Raw genomic sequence first — 16,898 nt, forward strand, 5'->3', positions numbered from 1 at the left:
ATCTCGACTACCGAGTAAAATTGATTGAGGCACTATGGCCAAACTTTTTCTAGTTCCCACACCTATAGGTAATCTTGACGATATGACCTTTAGAGCGGTTAAGGTCTTGCAAGAAGCAGATCTTATACTTGCTGAAGATACCCGCACCAGTGGTAAGCTTTTAAAGCATTTTGAGATCACTACCCAGATGCATTCGCATCATATGCACAACGAGCATAAAACGGTAGAAGGTATCGTAGACCGTATTAAAAATGGTCAGACCATTGCTTTGATTAGTGATGCGGGTACTCCGGCAATATCTGACCCTGGATTTTTATTAACGCGTGCTTGTGTTGAAGCCGGACTCGAAGTAGATTGTTTGCCGGGTGCTACTGCTTTTGTACCCGCATTGGTTAACAGTGGTTTACCTAATGATAAATTTATTTTTGAAGGTTTTCTTCCGGTTAAGAAAGGGCGTCAAACCCGTTTTTTAAGTTTAGCCGAAGAAGAACGTACTATGATTTTTTATGAGAGTCCGCACAAGTTGTTGAAGACGCTAAAACATATGGCAGAATATTTTGGTGCAGACCGAAGAATTTCAGTTTCCAGAGAGATCTCAAAACTACACGAAGAGACTGTGCGCGGCACTGCAGAAGAAGTGCTACAGCATTTTGAAAGCAAACCCCCTAAAGGAGAACTTGTAATTGTAGTAGCCGGTAAATCTAAAAACTAGACAGCTTCGGTAATGGTATTCGTTTTGGATTGAAGCAGATCAATAAACCTGTTTACATCAGCTTTAGCATAACCTGAAGTATTTACCTTTTCAAATTTCTTTTTAGATCTATAAATAACGAGGTGATCATCATAAGCTTCTACGTATTGTATTTGAGAAAACCGGTACATATAGATACCTCCTTTATCTAATTTAAAAGAGATCGTTTTTTGAGTATACTTTACAAAATCACGCATTTTAAACGGAAAGATTAAAGGTAGAAACGTCAACAACATTCCTATAGGCTGTAAGATCTTGCCAAGTGAAAACGAATATAGCTGTAAAGAACACGATCAAACCAATAGCAGGTACAACAAGACGCCACGTTTTATTTTGATTAATAAATGTGATTTTCTTAGACATGGGCTATGATTTTTAAACAAATTACATAAAAGCTTTTAATTAAAAAACCGGGCTAATTTGTAACTTGGCTATTTTCAGGTTTAACTTCAATGGCATGAACATCAGATTATTAGCCTTCTCCTTTCTTATTTCTGCAAGTTGTTTTAGTCAGGGGGAACCTTTTAGACGCGTTAACGAATTTTACCTTAAAGGAGATACACGCGTTATAGGCAATACCATTTTAAGTGAACATGCGACTAAAGTATATGTGCGTCCAAAGGGATTGAATGATCGCACAGAAATGGTCTACATAGATATTGATGCTGATTCTGAAACCTTTAGTTCAAGTAATGCTAGTCTGGATATTCCGGAAGGTGCAAAAATTAAATATGCCGGCCTATACTGGGCTGCAACGTATCCTGGTGCTAAGGGGAAACAGAAAACCCGTGGCAATAGAATAGTGTACGATGTAAAAAATAAAAGAGACCGCCCTTTTGATTTAGTTAAACTTAGCTTTCCTGGGAGCAACGGGTATACTCAAGTTCAGGGAGAAGTCATTTACGATGGTATGCGAGATGAAATTATTGAACTTAAAAATGCGGCTCCTTATGTTTGCTACAGCGATATTACAGATTTATTAGTTAGTAAAAACGCAGCATCAGGCTCCTTTACATTAGCAAACGTCATAGCACTAGAAGGCTATATGTATGGGGGTAGTTCTGCCGGCTGGATGCTTTATCTAATTTATGAAGATGAGACAGAGCCCTTACAGTATTTTACAGGTTATCATGGTTTTAGTTTTATTAAACCAGAAAATACGCAAGAGCTAAGCTTTAAAAACTTTAGAGCAGTAGAGCGTGGTGATGTTAAAACTTCGGTTACACTGGCGGCTTTAGAAGGCGATTTAATTTTACATGGAGATGGGGTTTCGGTTTTTAAAGAAGATACCGAAGAATACATTCCTTTAAAAAGCAGGGTTCGCTATGCTAATAATTTTTTCAATAGCAGCATAACTATTAATGACCAAAAATATACCGATCGTATTCCTGCAAACTTGAATACATTAGGTTTTGATTTAGCTCAGGTGCAAATCCCTAATAAAAATAACGAAGTGATTTCTAATGATGCAAAACAGGTGAAGCTTCAATTTAAAACAGAATCAGATCGACTGTTTGTTTTTTTTAGTGCATTTCAGACCGAAATTAGTACTGATTATTATCAGCGCGTGGTTGTAGAAGGCAAGCCAGATACAATCATTAAACCAGCTCAAGAGAAAATAGCTGAAGAAATTCAGCAAAAAGAAACAACTTCGCAAGAAAATGTGCAGTTATATGGCAAAGATGGGGAAAGAATAGTAAACTCGAGAAATGCTGCCTTAGCAGAAATGCTAAAGGTTCCTGCCTTACGAGTGCCGGGTATGAACTCAGGATATTATGTGGTCAATCACGTTTTTTCTAAACGTAATTATGCTTTAAAGTGGAAAGAAAAGATGCAGTTAAAAGGTTTTTCACCTGTGCGTTTTGTGAATCCTGCTAACAACTATCACTATATCTATTTAGATTATAGCAAAGACCCCGATGCCTTGTACGAGCGGCTACTAGAATATAGAAAATTAAAAGACCTCAAAGAGGCCTGGATCCTTAAAGTAAATTTAGATTAATGCGCTGGACGCTAAAACCAACACCCGATACACAAACGGTACAATCATTTGCCGAATCTTTACAAATACCTTTAAAAATAGCAGCGCTCTTGCAACAGCGAGGTGTTGACACTTACGAGAAAGCAAAAAAATTCTTTAGACCTTCTTTAGATGATTTACACGATCCGTTTTTGATGAAAGACATGGATCTTGCTGTAGATCGTATTAATCTTGCGATAGCGCAGGGCGAAAACATTCTGGTTTATGGGGATTATGATGTAGACGGTACCACGAGTGTTGCGCTAATGAGTAGTTATTTGCGCAGTCACTACCCGCAGGTGGCAACCTACATTCCAGATCGCTATGCTGAAGGTTATGGCGTTTCATATACAGGGATAGACTATGCGCATGACAACGACGTGACCTTAATCATCGCATTAGATTGTGGGGTTAAGGCTATAGAGAAAGTTGACTATGCTAAAAAATTAGGTATTGATTTTATTATTTGTGATCACCACCGTCCGGGTGGTGAGATACCCGATGCAGTTGCCGTTTTAGACCCTAAACGAGAAGATTGTGACTATCCTTATAAAGAGTTGTGTGGTTGTGGTGTAGGCTTTAAGTTGATACAAGCGATTGAGCAACAAAAAGGCTTACCCGTTAAAACTTTGGTACCTTATCTTGATTTGGTAGCTACAGCAATAGGAGCAGATATTGTACCCATTACCGGAGAGAATCGGGTTTTGGCTTTTTATGGTCTTGACGTGATCAATACGTTACCGCGCATCGGTATACAGGCTTTAATAGAAAATGTAAAAAAAGAGGTACTTACGATCACAGATGTTGTTTTTATCATTGCACCGCGCATCAATGCAGCAGGACGCATTAAACATGGGCTGCACGCAGTAGAATTGCTTGCCGAACAAGATTATACAAGAGCTCAGGAAATGGCAGCGGGTATAGAAGGTTTTAATGCAGAGCGAAAAGATCTCGATAAAGCAATAACCGAAGAAGCACTTTTACAGATTGTAACCAACAAAGAAGAAGACCGAAAAACCACCGTTGTTTTTCAGGAAAATTGGCACAAAGGTGTGATAGGCATCGTGGCTTCGCGCCTTACTGAAACGTATTACAGACCAACTCTGGTGTTTACAAAAAGTGGTGAAAAACTTGCTGCCAGCGCACGCTCTGTAAAAGGTTTTGATGTTTATGAAGCACTGGATTCTTGCAAAGAACATATAGAGCAATTTGGTGGTCATAAATATGCAGCGGGTCTTACACTTGGTGAAGACCAATATGAAGATTTTAAAAATAAGTTTGAAGAAGTTGTGAGCAGTTCTATTGATGAGCGTTTACTCATACCAGAGATCTCAATAGATGCAGAATTGGATTTAGATGAAATTACGCCAAAATTCTACCGTATTCTTCGGCAGTTTGCGCCTTTTGGTCCCGGGAATATGACGCCTGTTTTTATGACTGATAATCTTAAAGATACCGGTTATGGCAAGTGTGTAGGTGCAGACGAAGCACATTTAAAATGCGCCGTTACACAAACCGGAAATAATACAACTGTAGGAGCAATCGGTTTTAATTTAGGAGATAAATGCGACTTGATTCAACATAAAAAAACTTTTAAAGCCGCGTATTCTCTTGATCTTAACGAATGGAATGGCAATGTGAGCATTCAACTCAAACTACGCGATATTCAGGAATAATTCATAATCTATTTAGATTTATTCTAAATTAGTTTTTTATATTTGTTATAAATCGGCAGCTATGAAAAACATTGATATCATCTACCGCAATGAGAGTGGGATCGCTTTTTACTGGAAAACTTCAAAACAAGGCACATTAAAAGCTCAGGTTATTTTTAGGGATATGGGTTTTTATTTTACCCTAGATCAGCTCAAAGAATTTGCATATTTAAGTGAAGCAAGCCTGGCACAACAACCTTGTAACGACTGTCCTGCGCCTCGTGATTGCAGGTCTTTGTTACTCAAAACACCGTTAAATGATGTAGATCTCGCGGTAAGTCGGCAAGAGGTTTATGAAATACAAGATCTTTTGGATCAGACTATTTTAAGAATGGAAATGCAGGCGTTTATGCAAACGGCGCTTAACTAATCTTCAAAGGTTTTCAGTTCAAATTCAGTTCCGTCAAAAATGCCGTAGGTGTAGAAATTAATCCAGTCGCCCAGATTGTAATAGGTCACATTTTTACCCACTTCAATAGTCATGGGTAGGTGTCTGTGGCCAAAAATAAAATAGTCATAGTGAGCGGTTTCTAATTTCCGCTTTGCGTACGTAGCAAGCCACTCGTTTTCTTCTCCCAAGAATTCCTGATCGTCATCACCACTAATTAACTTGTTTTTTACTGAGAGGTGCTGTGCCACGCGCACGCCAATGTCAGGATGCATCCATCTAAACAACCATTGAAAAAATGGAGAAGTAAATATTTTCTTCATGCGTTTATAACCTTTATCTCCGGGACCCAGACCGTCACCGTGACCTATAAAAAAACGCTTTGCATTCAATTCAAAAACCTGTGGACTATGATAAACCGGGATATCGAGTTCAGTTTTGAAGTAATCGTTCATCCATAGATCGTGGTTACCCACAAAGAAATAGATAGGAATACCAGCATCACGCAGTTGCGCTAATTTGCCTAAAACGCGTACAAAACCTTTAGGAACAACAGTTTTATATTCAAACCAAAAATCAAAAAGATCTCCCAGTAAAAAAATTGCAGCAGCATCTTTTTCTATGGTATTCAACCAGGAAACGAACTTTTTTTCACGGGGTTTACTCGCAGCAGTATCAGGAGCTCCCAGATGGTTGTCGCTAGAAAAATAGACCTTTTTACCTTCAGGAATCGTGAGTTGAACTACAGGTTGCTTCATGCTTTAAAGTTAGACGTTGTCTGAAGCATACCACTCAGCAAAACTGCTGTCAGTTTCCTGCAGTTTTAGAGAAAACAATTTAATATTTTGAGGTAAATGTTTTTGAATTTTTTCAGCAAAATCAATCACCATCATTTCGCTGGTAGGTTGGTAATCTACAAGAAGTACATTGTGACCGCGGTCAGATAGTTCTTTTGCCAGTTCAACGTGCGGTGTGTTTTTGTTGAAAACAGTCGCATGGTCAAAAACATCTACAATCTCACCTTTTACGATTTTCTTGAGGTCGCCAAAGTCTATCACCATTCCAAACTTTACGTTTTTAGTATCAGAAATAGGTGTCCCGATCACGGTGACAGAGAGTTTATAACTGTGGCCGTGCACGTTGCGACATTTACCGTCATAGCCGTAAAGCGCGTGACCGGTTTCAAAAGAAAACTGCTTGGTAATACGGATATTGCTCATAATTACTTTTTAAACTTTCTAACAAGTACAACTACAATAAGCGCAATCGCAAAAATCAGATAAATTCCTGTACCGCTTAAAAACTCTAAAACTTCCATACCGTAAATGTGGATTAATTAGGCAAAAGTAACAAAGTATATTCGGCGTACCTAGAAAATAATCAAAGGCTTAAAAATTGCGAAATCCGCAAGGTTTTTTGGACGTTATTTGCAGGCATGAGTACACAGCTTTTTGAACAGGTAGATTTTGTTGAAAATACGGTATATGAGCAGGTTATAACCTCTTTATTAGACCAGAAATATGCTATTGTTGATGATTTTTTTACTGCTGAAGAAATTGAAGAATTGCGACAATCCCTTAAGATGGTTTATGAGGCAGACTGTTTTAAGAAAGCAGCAATTGGTAACAAGTTTAATGAAGAGATAGATAAAAGCATCCGTGGAGATTTTATCAAATGGATCAATGAAGCCGAAGGTCGCGCCGAAGAACGCCTGTTTTTCAGTAAGATCAATGACCTGGTTGCTTATTTAAACCGTACTTGCTTTTTAGGAATTTTGCAGAAAGAATTTCATTATGCAATCTATCCTAAAGGCACTTTTTACAAGAGACATTTAGATACGTTTCAAAATGATTCTCGTCGTAAACTTTCTATGGTTTGTTATTTAAATGATGCAAGCTGGTTGGCTAGTAATGGTGGTGAACTCACGCTTTATTTGCCAGATGAGACTGGTGAACAGGCTTTAGACATCATCCCCAGACCGGGACGTGTAGTGATTTTTGAAAGTCAGATTTTGGAGCACGAAGTAAAACCGGTTTTAAATTCTGAACGTTTGAGTATTACCGGGTGGTTGAAGACGAGGTAATCGATTGAAAGTAGGCAGTTGCAGTTTGCAGTGAATAGACCTTAGCTACCTGCTACTTTAGGTCTGAAGCGTTTTCTGAAATTTAGAATTAATGCTCCACTACGAACCAGCATCCATACCGAAAAGGCGATCCAAACAGCGTAAAGCTTCAGGCCAAAATAGTCACCGATAAAAATAGCAGGAACAAAGCCAAAAAAGGTAGCGGCCATCAAAACATTACGCAGGTATTTCATCTCGCCCATTCCTTTAAAAATTCCATCAAAAATAAAAGCTAAAGCGTTGAGGGGTTGCATCAAAATCACTACAAAAAACAATGCTGTAAATCGTGCAATCACTTCAGGCTCTTTACTGAAAATAAGTCCTAACGGTTCATAAAATATCGCTGAGAGCAGCATAAGTCCGCCAGAGATAATCAAGCTGTATTTACTCAGTTTTTTGCTCAGTTCCCAGAGACTTTTATAATCCTTTGCACCCAGAAAACGACCGGCCAGAATGTTTCCTGCAGCTGCATATCCATCAATAAAAAATGCTGAAAACAACCAGATATTGATCAGAATGGTCTGCGCAGCGATATACGAGGCCCCATAATCGGTAGCAAAAGAATTGGCCAGATAGAGAGCCAGATTCAACGCTATAGTTCGTACAAAAAGATTAAGCGCCATACCCACGAGTCGCCACAATTCCGGATGAATAGGGAATTTCAGTTTCAGGCTTACATCGGTTTTAATCAGAACCAAAATCAGCGATAAAACAGCCATAAGACCCTGAGCGCCTAAGCTGGCATAAGCAGCACCTTCAATCTGCATTGCAGGGATGTAGCCGTCAATTCCGTAAACTAAAATAAAATCAAGCAGAATATTTACACCAGCCCCAATGATTGCAACAACCATAGGCCAGAAGGTATTTTGCAACCCTCTAAAAATTCCAAAAATAGCAAAAGTAAACAGCGTCAACGGAAACCCCCAAACCCGAATGGAATAGTACTGAACGCAATAATCTAGGATCAAACCCGAGGCGTTATAGAGCGAAAAAATAGCTTCAATAAACGGCAGCGTAGTCACCAAAATAATAACGCTCAGTAAAATATTGAAATAGATCGCTTGCGCTGGTAACGTGCTGATTTCATTTATTTTATCAGCACCATAATATTGCGCGATAATCGCCTGTAAGGCACTTCGCGTTTGTCCTAGAATCCAGATGAGTGCCGATAGAAATGAACCTACAATACCTACTGCTGCGAGTACTTCGGTAGCATGCTCGGGCACATTACCCACTACGGCTGCATCTGTTGCAGAAAGTATGGGTTCTGCGATACCCGCGAGTAATGCCGGAACCGCCAAGCGGTTGATGTTTTTAAAGGAAAGCGGATTGGTCTTCGACATAAATAGCAGGTTGCTGCGAAATTACTCTTTCTTAATTAGGTTTTACAAAACCAGCTCGTAGCAATAAAACGGAAACTCACTTTGTTTAGGGAAATAAACCGGATCGAGCTTCTCATAACCGCGTTTGGTATAAAAAGTATTGTTGCGGTTATTTTTACTGAATGTATCCAGACGCACCGAAAGAAAGTCGTTTTCACGAGCATAATCTTCTGCAAACTGCATCAGTTGTTGTGCAATACCTTGCCCTTGAAAATCAGGATGTACTGCCAGCCGATGTATATAGACGCTGTGAGCGTCTGCAGGAGTTAGCCAGGTAATCTCATTGTAAATCTTATCTTTTAAGGTTGAAATCACTATGGTGCCTATGATGCGATCGCCTTTTATGTAAACAAACAATTCGTCACGTCTAATATCTTTTTCAAAAGCAGCGCGAGAAGGGTAATGCTCGTTCCACTGAAAAATACCTTTTGCAATCATAGCCTTCGCACATGCGCGTGTAAGTTGAAGTATTTCATCTATTTGCGTGAGATTTGCTTTTCGTATCATTTAGAAGCTTTAATTTTGTCCAAAATTGAGATAAAGCTTCTAAAGATGAAAACTATTTTCCTTCCCCTTGGCGATCACAGTGTCGTTTCTAACACGAATGTCACTTATATTTTAGAACTGGCGCGTGTGCTTAAGGCGACACTCTATGTTTCTAAACTTTACAAAGAGCCCGGGCGTTCAGGAGGATTACCTGCTAAAAGTCTCAAAATGGCTCAAATAGCAGAACAAGAAATAAAAGAAGAATTAACCGCTTATAATACTGAAGGCGTAAAAATACGCGTAAAACCGCTTGAAGGAGATGACTGGGTAGAAGCTGTGGGTAAATTTCACCAAAAGACCAATCTTGATCTTATCGTTTTGACACCAAAACATCACAATATTAATCAAGCTAACTTTTTAGGAAAAACAGCCGGAGGTCTTCTTCGTGAAACAGAAACTGCTGTTTTAGTAGTACCGGTTGATTATACCTATAAACCAATCTCACGTATATTAATGGCGGTAAAATCTGGTATTGTAAATGATAAAATGACTCTAGATCCTTTGCGCTCAATTAAGAAGCGTTATAAAGCAGACTTACGCTTGCTGCAGATAAAAACCCCACAATATTTACCTGAGGATTCTGAGTTTGATGCTAATTTAGGAGAGCTTGTGGATATGTATAAATCATCAGAAAATGCAACAGTTTTTCAAGGTTTGTTAGAGCATTTAAATGCAAATAACCCTGATATGCTGTGTGTTTTTAAGCGTAAACGCGGCTTTTTTGAAAAGCTTTGGGATGATAATTCTGTAAAGAAATCTGTGTTTGAAAGTAGAATTCCACTATTGGTTTTAAAAGAAAAACAATAGCCTGTTATAAAAGCAATTTGATTTATATTTGCTCCGTAATAATGGGGATGTAGCTCAGTTTGCTACCCGCCCGAACGTACCTTTTCGGTACGGGCGGGGAGTGCAAAATTTGACTGGTAGTGTATTTTGTATATATTTTGAAAAGTTTGAGTACTGGAAGAAATTATGTAGGTTTTACAAAGGATTTAGATTCCAGACTTGCACAACACAATCGAGGAAGTGTGACTTCTACAAAGCCTTACAGGCCTTGGGAAATCATTTACTCTGAAGATAAAGAAACTCAGGTTGAAGCACGTAATCGTGAAAAATATCTGAAAAGTGCCGCAGGAAGACGCTGGCGTAAGAAAATGGGGATGTAGCTCAGTTGGCTAGAGTGCTTGACTGGCAGTCAAGAGGTCGTGGGTTCGAATCCCATCTTCTCCACTAGTGTTTACAAGGGTTTCCAGAGTTTTACTCTGGAAACCCTTTTTATTTGCACGCAGGTTGAAAATTTAATGTTTTTAACATATTTCGATTAAATAAGGAGAATTCTTATTTTACTGAAGGTATCTCATAGCAATCAGCGGCGATGGCTATTTCGGAGTAATGGTGCCACCTGCTTCGGTCAAACAGTGCCACTTTAAAAGATACTGCAATTATATATAAAATTAATGTTACTCGTTCTTTAAAGCCCTCTTTCTTAGAGTGGAATTATTACATTAGACTGGACATAGAGTTGAATGAATATTATTGCAAGTTGTTAACTTAGCAATTATTCCCCACGCCTTATTCCCCTGCTACTTGCTGAAAAGCACCATCAGCTGGTTCTGGGTTTCAGTTCGGGTACCATCATTTACGCCTTGATCCTGGCGATCCCCATCGCCAGTGCCCATACCGACAGCTTTCCCAAACTGGCAGCGAGTCTGGGTGTGTTTTTTGCCATTATTTGTGTTTTTTTGTTTATCTACTTTATACATACGGTTTCCCAAAGTATTCACATCAATTATGTACTAAGTCAGGTATTTATACGTACCGAAAAAAACATGTTGAAGCAGCACGAGATCCACCGGGATTTTCGCATTCCCGCAGGAGACGCTCCCTATAAAAACAGGTTTTCTTTAGGGAAGGCAGGCTATCTGCATCAGCCGGAATTTGATAAACTCCTCACTTTTTGTCAAAAGGAAAGCATTGAACTCTGCTTGCTCCCCTTCCCGGGTCAGTTTATAAACCGGGAGGAGGTGCTGTTTACCTATAAGGGCGATCTTTCCAGGGAAGTATTGCAGCAGCTTTCCGGATATTTTGCGGTAGATCACGAGGTGCCTTTAAGCGTTCCCGAAACCGGATTTAAACATCTGGTGGAAGTGGCGGTAAAAGCCATGTCCCCGGCCATTAACGATCCGGGAACTGCTAAATCGGCTCTGGATTACTTTGCGCAGCTTCTGGAGTTACGCAATGCCTATCCCTATTATGCTTACGATACCCTAAAAATATCTCAGGAGGTCACCCGTAGCCTGGTATCGCAACAGAAATTGCTGAAGTACTGCTTTACAGAACTGGAACCGTATTTAAAAGACGATCCTCTTCTGATGGATTATTTACAGCATATAAAACACCGCAACGACTTAGCGGATTGAAAACCGAAGGCCGATTTAAAACGATCTCTCCCTGAAATTCGGTGTACATGCATCGCTTCATATCCATCCAATTGCGGGAACAGAAACTATGTTAATGAATTCTTAAATTCAAGGATTTAAAATGCCGTTTTCATACACTCTTCATACACTATCCTAGGCTTTGCTATGCCTTTGCCTGGGAGTTGCCCTACTTTAGAGGTGAATTTGACCTGTCTTTTACGCTAACCTGTTCTCTCATACACCGGCTCTGCAACAACCATCTCGAAGCCAGAAAACCACTATATGCTTCAACATTTTTACCATTATGAACCCACATTCACCCACAAAAAGTGTGGTAAGCTGTGGTTGGAGTGTGGTTGCACTCGACCTTATCTAAGAAGTCTGGTATCTCTAATCAGCAATCAAATCATCACGATGCGTTCATTATAACCGTCTAAAACCGTACTGGGTATGGGTTAAATAAATTTGGTAGTCATTAAATTAGTCTGCCCTAGCATCTCCGATATTGCTTGCAACGGCACATCTTGAAGCATAGCCTCTGCGGCAAAGCTGTGTCTGGAGACCGTAAGACGTTAAACGGGTTTGAATCCCGCAGAGCTCACCTAATTCTTTTAGAACTTTGTTGTTTCCAAATTTTTTAATTTATAAATGGGTAATTTCACTATTTTAATTAATGGAAATGATGAATAATTCAGAATATAAAGTCAAGCATATTGCGTCTCAGCCGTTAGCAATTACCGGGAAATGTGATGCTACACAATGGTCTGTTGCAAACAAGCTAGAAGATTTTGTTTCACCTTGGGATACAGCGTCTATAAGACCTATTGTTTTCAGAGCCTTATACGATTCAGAATTCTTTTATTTTAGTTTTAAGGTGCGAGATGGTGCCGTATTCACTGAACTGAAAGATGACAGTAAAGCCAGCATTGCAGAATCTGATCGGGTGGAGCTTTTTATAAGAGCTGATTCAAAAATGAGTCCGTATTATTGTCTGGAAATGGATACAAAGCCTCGCATTATGGATTTTAAAGCGATGCCTAATCGCGATTTTGATCTAAGCTGGAATTGGCCAGAAGGGGAGCTTGAAGTGAGATCTGAAATTCTAAACGATAGCTTTTCAGTGGAAGGAAGAATTAGTCTTCAATCTTTAGAAGAACTCCAGTTACTCAAGAAAGATTCCGAAGGCACTTTTATGGAAATAGGTGTCTATCGCGCAAAATACAAGACAGACGATGCCGGTCATAACCATCCAACCTGGATAACCTGGGTAGACCCTAAAACCCCTGAGCCCGACTTTCATATTCCAGAATCTTTTGGAGTATTCAGATTTGAATTTTAGTCTAAATATTGTTGATAATTTTCTGTATTGATAATATCAATAGGAAGCGTTACCGATTCTTGAAAAGCTTTGTCGAATAAGAAAAATTCAATGAGCCTTGTTAAGCTTAAATATACTTGCTTCTTAGGATCTTGATGTATTAGAAATGCAATCTTATCTTCTTTTAAAAATTTGATGTTTTCTGCAACTAAATCATAACCTATTATAATACTATTGGGTAAATAAGATGAAATAGGATTCGCTAAAAGGTAGGACTTAGAAGTTGTGATAAATATACCATCAACCTCATGAACAGTTTTTAAAAAGCTCTCTATATTTTCTTCAAGTGAGATTTTAGAGTTTTTATTCAGATTATAAACTGTTATTGAATAGTCTAAATCCTCTTTTTGTGTATAATAATCTTTAAATCCGCGTTCTTTCTCCTGCATATGTGAAGCATTCTGGAAAGCTTCATCGATATGCAAAACTGCTAAGGAAGCTTTTTTACCAAACAACATATTAAAAAGCTTTGCCGCGACTCGACCACTTTGAAATAGATTCTGGCCAATCTCCAGATTAACTTTATGGTCTTTAATATAGTTATTGAAAGTAGCTATTTTAATACTTGCTTCTAAGCATTTTTCAGCAATGATTTCTGCTTCCTTGTTAAACAAGGGAACCATCAGTAGAGCATCAGGTTTTTTGGATATGACTAATTCTGCAGCTTTTTTAAAGGATTTTGTTGAATAAGGTTTAAATAAGCCTTTATTAATTTTTATACCGAAGTGGCTAAATTCATTTTCAATTTGATCTATCGCTTCATAGCAAGGTAACCAATAAGGGTCTTCATTAGCATCTGGTAATAAAATAGCAATGTTATAGACCTTATTGTTCTTAAGGCTCTTTGCTATGGGATTGGGCTTATATTCAATTTTATCAAGTACCTTATTTACTTTTTCTAAAGCTTTAGAAGAAACTTTTCCACGCTTATGCATTACGCGATCAACAGTGCCTTTAGAAACACCTGCTAACTCAGCAATATCTTTAATGGTGTAGTTTTTTTTCATCTGGACAAAGATAGTAATCTTCAGTAATTAAAATTTACAATTGTGTTCGATAACATAATTTAGTGTGTTCGAGCACATTTTCTACTAAAATGCTTTTTTATCCTATTATTTTTAGATAAATTGTACCATAATTAAGAATTAAAATAAGTATCAAAACAAATTAAACAATATATAAATACTTGATTTTTAAATATTTAAATGAAAACAGATAAAAAAAATGCACACGGCCCTGCACTTGTTATACTTGCTGCAGGAATAGGGAGTCGTTATGGAGGTTTAAAGCAACTAGATACATTTTCACCTCAGGGGGATACAATTATCGATTTTTCTATTTATGATGCAATTCAAGCAGGTTTTAAAAAAATTGTATTCATTATTAGAGAGAATTTATTACAAGAGTTTCAAGAAGTTTTTGAGCCTAAGTTAAAAGGAAAAGCAGCGGTAGATTATGTGTTTCAGGAATTAGACCGGGTGCCGGATGCTTACGTAGACCCCAACCGTACTAAACCTTGGGGTACCGGGCATGCACTTTTATTAACAAAAGACGTGGTTGAAGACAATTTTGCGATCATCAACGCAGATGACTTTTATGGGCGGGAGTCTTTTATCACGATGGCTAATGCATTGAATAAAATCGATCCTACATCATACCATTTTAACATGGTTGCTTTTCAGCTTAAAAATACAGTTTCAGATCATGGATATGTTTCTCGTGGCGAATGTAAAGTTTCTAAAGAAGGCTATCTAGAGGATGTAACCGAACGTACACACATCGAGAAACAAGACGATAAAATTCTTGTAGAAAAAGAAAATGGTACGTTAGAGCCTATAGATCCAAATACGTTTGTGTCTATGAATTTTTGGGGTTTTACACCAAAATGTTTTGAATTTGGATGGGAACTATTTACTGATTTTCTCGAGCAAAGTAAAGGCAATATTAAAGCAGAATTTTTTATTCCTACTGTGGTCAATGACATGTTACACGCTGATAAAGTATGTGTCGAAGTGTTGAGTACTCCAGAGAAATGGTTTGGCGTAACGTATAAAGAAGATAAAGCTATCGCGCAGCAGGAAATTAAAAAGTTAAAAGATAATGCGGTATACCCTGTACAATTATGGGATTAAACACAAATGAGTTAATAACTTCAGTTTTTAATGCTTTCAATCACAACTGCACGATTACTGAAATTCAGGAATTTTCTAGTGGTCATATTAATGACACCTATTTAATACGCACAGCTGAACAGCAGCATTTTGTATTACAACGTATTAATGATGAAGTTTTTGATAATGTACAGGCACTAGTTAATAATAAGGTAAAAGTAAGTAAGCATCTGGCTTCAAAACTATTCCGGTTAACTGCGGAAGAAAAATACAGACGCGTACTTACTTTTCTACCCACTAAGATGGGCGCGTATTATTATCAAGACTCAGAGAGTAAATTTTGGAACTTAACCTATTATATCTCAAAGAGTATTTCTTATGATACAGTCTCTAATAAGGAGATCGCTTATGAAGGCGGAAAATTATTTGGAAAGTTTATAAGTCAGACCAGTGATTTTGATGCTTCTGAATTGGTAGAAATCATACCGGGTTTTCATGACGTTAAGAGAAGGCTGTTGCAATTTGAGCAAGCAAAAAGAAAGGCTTCTGCAGATCGATTAAAAAAAGCTAATACTCAAATCTTAAGAGTAGAAGCATTGCAGGAAGAAATGGTGATTCTACAGTGCCTTAAAGATGAAGGTAAAATACCTAACCGCGTAACACACAACGATACTAAAATTTCGAATGCTCTTTTTGATTCTAACAATAAAGGTTTGTGCGTGATTGATACCGATACGGTAATGCCGGGTATCGTGCATAACGATTTTGGAGATGCTATTAGAACCATTTGCAATACTGCAGAAGAAGACCAAAAAGATTTAAGTCTGGTAAACTTTAATGTGAAGTACTACGAAGCCTATCTAAAAGGGTTTTTAGAAGAATTGCAAGATTCTTTGTCAGCCTTAGAGATCGAATTTTTGCCACTAGGTGCTAAAACTATAATCTACATAATGGGCTTACGATTTTTAACCGATTATTTGACCGGCGATGTGTATTACAAGACTACGTATGATGAACACAATCTAGACCGCGCAAAAAACCAATTTAAACTTATAGAAAGTTTTGAAGAGCAATACGAAGAAATCTTAAAACTGAGTAAATCAATCTCAAAAGTAAAACAGCTATGAAAAAATATGTAATCACCGGAGGTGCCGGATTCATTGGAAGTCATATTGCTGAATATCTTGTAAGCGAAGGCCATAAAGTTGTTGTTTTAGACAGTTTACGTACCGGATTTAAGAAAAATATTGATTCGTTTAATCTAGAATTTGTGCAAGGTGATATAAGAGATGCCGATAAAGTTAACCAACTGGTTACTGATGCATCTGCGATTTTTCACTTGGCTGCATTAGTAAGTGTTCCTGAATCTATTGATAAAATTTCAGAGTGTAATGCAATTAATACACAGGGAACAATTAATGTTTTAGAAGCAGCGCGAAACGCAGGAAACTGTAAAGTGATTCTTTCATCCTCTGCGGCTAATTATGGGGACAATCCCGTTTCTCCAAAGGTGGAAACTATGAAACCCGAGCCGTTAACGCCCTATTCAATCACAAAACTTGATGGAGAATTTTATCTGGACATGTATCGCAATCAGTTTAATATACCTACAACTTCCTTGCGTTATTTTAACGTATTTGGTCCTCGCCAAAACCCGAAATCAGCTTATGCTGCAGTAGTTCCCATTTTTATAATCAATGCTTTGCAAAACAAACCCTTAACGATTTATGGTGACGGAAAGCAAACACGGGATTTTATTTACGTAAAAGATGTTGTTGCTGCAAATTTAAAAGCTTCACAAACAGGAAAAGGGGTTTATAATGTGGCCTTGGGTAATAGTACTTCAGTGATAGCACTTGCAGAGTTTATTATAAAAATCACCAATTCTAAATCTGAAATTCAGTTTAAAGAATCAAGAGCCGGTGATATCAAGCATTCACAAGCAAACCCTGCAAAATTTCTGAAAGAAGGTTTTAAACCTAAATATTCTATAGAAGAAGGTTTAAAAGAAACAATAGCATTTTATGAAAGTGAACTGCTGGCACAAGTAAAACAACAACATTAA

Annotated in this window: 17 protein-coding genes, 1 tRNA gene and 1 pseudogene; 13 read left to right on the forward strand and 6 right to left on the reverse strand. The window is 38.0% G+C overall.

Annotated elements, in window-relative coordinates:
* Positions 1-34: 34 nt before the first annotated feature.
* A complete protein-coding gene (gene rsmI, locus DSM02_RS07835) occupies positions 35-712 on the forward strand; it encodes a 16S rRNA (cytidine(1402)-2'-O)-methyltransferase (protein ID WP_128765103.1) in 678 nt (225 codons plus the stop codon).
* Here the strand turns inward: rsmI and DSM02_RS07840 are convergent.
* Positions 709-948 carry a hypothetical protein gene (locus DSM02_RS07840; RefSeq protein ID WP_128765104.1) on the reverse strand — a complete coding sequence of 80 codons (240 nt, stop codon included), beginning with the start codon at positions 946-948 and terminating at the stop codon, positions 709-711. The two genes, rsmI and DSM02_RS07840, sit on opposite strands and share 4 nt — an antisense overlap.
* A 260-nt stretch (positions 949-1,208) precedes the next feature.
* Here DSM02_RS07840 and DSM02_RS07845 point away from each other — a divergent pair, with 260 nt between their 5' ends.
* The 3 genes from DSM02_RS07845 to DSM02_RS07855 all read left to right on the forward strand — a co-directional run bounded on the left by DSM02_RS07845 (position 1,209) and on the right by DSM02_RS07855 (position 4,856).
* Positions 1,209-2,753 carry a hypothetical protein gene (locus DSM02_RS07845; protein WP_128765105.1) on the forward strand — a complete coding sequence of 515 codons (1,545 nt, stop codon included), beginning with the start codon at positions 1,209-1,211 and terminating at the stop codon, positions 2,751-2,753.
* Complete coding sequence (recJ, locus tag DSM02_RS07850) at positions 2,753-4,447, forward strand: single-stranded-DNA-specific exonuclease RecJ (protein WP_128765106.1); 1,695 nt, start codon at positions 2,753-2,755, stop codon at positions 4,445-4,447. The genes DSM02_RS07845 and recJ overlap by 1 nt, the downstream gene beginning before the upstream one ends.
* Before the next feature lie 61 nt (positions 4,448-4,508).
* Positions 4,509-4,856: a hypothetical protein gene (locus tag DSM02_RS07855; RefSeq protein ID WP_128759606.1), complete on the forward strand. Its 348-nt coding sequence runs from the start codon at positions 4,509-4,511 to the stop codon at positions 4,854-4,856.
* Here DSM02_RS07855 and DSM02_RS07860 read toward each other — a convergent pair.
* Entirely contained in the window at positions 4,853-5,632 is a 780-nt protein-coding gene (locus DSM02_RS07860; RefSeq protein ID WP_128765107.1) for a UDP-2,3-diacylglucosamine diphosphatase, read from the reverse strand. The two genes, DSM02_RS07855 and DSM02_RS07860, sit on opposite strands and share 4 nt — an antisense overlap.
* A 9-nt stretch (positions 5,633-5,641) precedes the next feature.
* Entirely contained in the window at positions 5,642-6,094 is a 453-nt protein-coding gene (locus DSM02_RS07865) for a 6-pyruvoyl trahydropterin synthase family protein (protein ID WP_128765108.1), read from the reverse strand.
* Between the two features lie 215 nt (positions 6,095-6,309).
* Between DSM02_RS07865 and DSM02_RS07870 the strand changes: the two genes are divergently transcribed.
* The gene (locus tag DSM02_RS07870) at positions 6,310-6,957 is read left to right on the forward strand and encodes a 2OG-Fe(II) oxygenase (protein WP_128765109.1); all 648 of its coding nucleotides are present in this window, start codon (positions 6,310-6,312) and stop codon (positions 6,955-6,957) included.
* Between the two features lie 41 nt (positions 6,958-6,998).
* Here DSM02_RS07870 and DSM02_RS07875 read toward each other — a convergent pair whose 3' ends face one another.
* Both DSM02_RS07875 and DSM02_RS07880 read right to left on the reverse strand, forming a co-directional pair.
* The gene (locus DSM02_RS07875; protein WP_128765110.1) at positions 6,999-8,339 is read right to left on the reverse strand and encodes an MATE family efflux transporter; all 1,341 of its coding nucleotides are present in this window, start codon (positions 8,337-8,339) and stop codon (positions 6,999-7,001) included.
* A gap of 42 nt (positions 8,340-8,381) precedes the next feature.
* Entirely contained in the window at positions 8,382-8,885 is a 504-nt protein-coding gene (locus DSM02_RS07880) for a GNAT family N-acetyltransferase (protein WP_128765111.1), read from the reverse strand.
* A gap of 45 nt (positions 8,886-8,930) precedes the next feature.
* Between DSM02_RS07880 and DSM02_RS07885 the strand changes: the two genes are divergently transcribed.
* From DSM02_RS07885 to DSM02_RS07905, 5 genes and pseudogenes are all read left to right on the forward strand, one after another.
* Positions 8,931-9,731: a universal stress protein gene (locus DSM02_RS07885; RefSeq protein ID WP_164918260.1), complete on the forward strand. Its 801-nt coding sequence runs from the start codon at positions 8,931-8,933 to the stop codon at positions 9,729-9,731.
* 119 nt (positions 9,732-9,850) lie between these two features.
* Positions 9,851-10,090, forward strand: coding sequence for a GIY-YIG nuclease family protein (locus tag DSM02_RS07890; RefSeq protein WP_128765113.1), 240 nt, complete (start codon positions 9,851-9,853; stop codon positions 10,088-10,090).
* A tRNA-Ala gene (locus tag DSM02_RS07895) sits at positions 10,081-10,154 on the forward strand. Before DSM02_RS07890 ends, DSM02_RS07895 begins: the two co-directional genes overlap by 10 nt.
* A gap of 335 nt (positions 10,155-10,489) precedes the next feature.
* A pseudogene (locus tag DSM02_RS07900) lies at positions 10,490-11,344 on the forward strand (DUF2254 family protein); the annotation flags it as partial.
* 679 nt (positions 11,345-12,023) lie between these two features.
* Positions 12,024-12,683, forward strand: coding sequence for a sugar-binding protein (locus DSM02_RS07905; protein WP_164918261.1), 660 nt, complete (start codon positions 12,024-12,026; stop codon positions 12,681-12,683).
* On the opposite strand, the gene DSM02_RS07910 is transcribed toward DSM02_RS07905, so the two are convergent.
* Complete coding sequence (locus DSM02_RS07910) at positions 12,680-13,729, reverse strand: LacI family DNA-binding transcriptional regulator (protein ID WP_128765116.1); 1,050 nt, start codon at positions 13,727-13,729, stop codon at positions 12,680-12,682. The two genes, DSM02_RS07905 and DSM02_RS07910, sit on opposite strands and share 4 nt — an antisense overlap.
* A 198-nt stretch (positions 13,730-13,927) precedes the next feature.
* Between DSM02_RS07910 and DSM02_RS07915 the strand changes: the two genes are divergently transcribed.
* Genes DSM02_RS07915 through DSM02_RS07925 form a run of 3 tightly spaced genes read left to right on the forward strand, consistent with a single transcriptional unit; the run spans position 13,928 to position 16,898 of the window.
* Positions 13,928-14,854, forward strand: a complete 927-nt coding sequence (locus tag DSM02_RS07915) for a sugar phosphate nucleotidyltransferase (RefSeq protein ID WP_128765117.1) — start codon at positions 13,928-13,930, stop codon at positions 14,852-14,854.
* Positions 14,845-15,960, forward strand: coding sequence for a phosphotransferase enzyme family protein (locus DSM02_RS07920; protein WP_128765118.1), 1,116 nt, complete (start codon positions 14,845-14,847; stop codon positions 15,958-15,960). Before DSM02_RS07915 ends, DSM02_RS07920 begins: the two co-directional genes overlap by 10 nt.
* Complete coding sequence (locus DSM02_RS07925; protein WP_128765119.1) at positions 15,957-16,898, forward strand: SDR family NAD(P)-dependent oxidoreductase; 942 nt, start codon at positions 15,957-15,959, stop codon at positions 16,896-16,898. Before DSM02_RS07920 ends, DSM02_RS07925 begins: the two co-directional genes overlap by 4 nt.

It is taken from the genome of Leeuwenhoekiella polynyae, from assembly GCF_004104075.1.
GTDB classification, from domain to species: domain Bacteria; phylum Bacteroidota; class Bacteroidia; order Flavobacteriales; family Flavobacteriaceae; genus Leeuwenhoekiella; species Leeuwenhoekiella polynyae.

What these genes read in the sequence shown, in the direction of transcription:
- rsmI (WP_128765103.1), top strand. Translation starts at nt 35, where the DNA reads ATGGCCAAACTTTTTCTAGTTCCCACACCTATAGGTAATCTTGACGAT.
- DSM02_RS07840 (WP_128765104.1), bottom strand. Translation starts at nt 948, where the DNA reads ATGCGTGATTTTGTAAAGTATACTCAAAAAACGATCTCTTTTAAATTA.
- DSM02_RS07845 (WP_128765105.1), top strand. Translation starts at nt 1,209, where the DNA reads ATGAACATCAGATTATTAGCCTTCTCCTTTCTTATTTCTGCAAGTTGT.
- recJ (WP_128765106.1), top strand. Translation starts at nt 2,753, where the DNA reads ATGCGCTGGACGCTAAAACCAACACCCGATACACAAACGGTACAATCA.
- DSM02_RS07855 (WP_128759606.1), top strand. Translation starts at nt 4,509, where the DNA reads ATGAAAAACATTGATATCATCTACCGCAATGAGAGTGGGATCGCTTTT.
- DSM02_RS07860 (WP_128765107.1), bottom strand. Translation starts at nt 5,632, where the DNA reads ATGAAGCAACCTGTAGTTCAACTCACGATTCCTGAAGGTAAAAAGGTC.
- DSM02_RS07865 (WP_128765108.1), bottom strand. Translation starts at nt 6,094, where the DNA reads ATGAGCAATATCCGTATTACCAAGCAGTTTTCTTTTGAAACCGGTCAC.
- DSM02_RS07870 (WP_128765109.1), top strand. Translation starts at nt 6,310, where the DNA reads ATGAGTACACAGCTTTTTGAACAGGTAGATTTTGTTGAAAATACGGTA.
- DSM02_RS07875 (WP_128765110.1), bottom strand. Translation starts at nt 8,339, where the DNA reads ATGTCGAAGACCAATCCGCTTTCCTTTAAAAACATCAACCGCTTGGCG.
- DSM02_RS07880 (WP_128765111.1), bottom strand. Translation starts at nt 8,885, where the DNA reads ATGATACGAAAAGCAAATCTCACGCAAATAGATGAAATACTTCAACTT.
- DSM02_RS07885 (WP_164918260.1), top strand. Translation starts at nt 8,931, where the DNA reads ATGAAAACTATTTTCCTTCCCCTTGGCGATCACAGTGTCGTTTCTAAC.
- DSM02_RS07905 (WP_164918261.1), top strand. Translation starts at nt 12,024, where the DNA reads ATGATGAATAATTCAGAATATAAAGTCAAGCATATTGCGTCTCAGCCG.
- DSM02_RS07910 (WP_128765116.1), bottom strand. Translation starts at nt 13,729, where the DNA reads ATGAAAAAAAACTACACCATTAAAGATATTGCTGAGTTAGCAGGTGTT.
- DSM02_RS07915 (WP_128765117.1), top strand. Translation starts at nt 13,928, where the DNA reads ATGAAAACAGATAAAAAAAATGCACACGGCCCTGCACTTGTTATACTT.
- DSM02_RS07920 (WP_128765118.1), top strand. Translation starts at nt 14,845, where the DNA reads ATGGGATTAAACACAAATGAGTTAATAACTTCAGTTTTTAATGCTTTC.
- DSM02_RS07925 (WP_128765119.1), top strand. Translation starts at nt 15,957, where the DNA reads ATGAAAAAATATGTAATCACCGGAGGTGCCGGATTCATTGGAAGTCAT.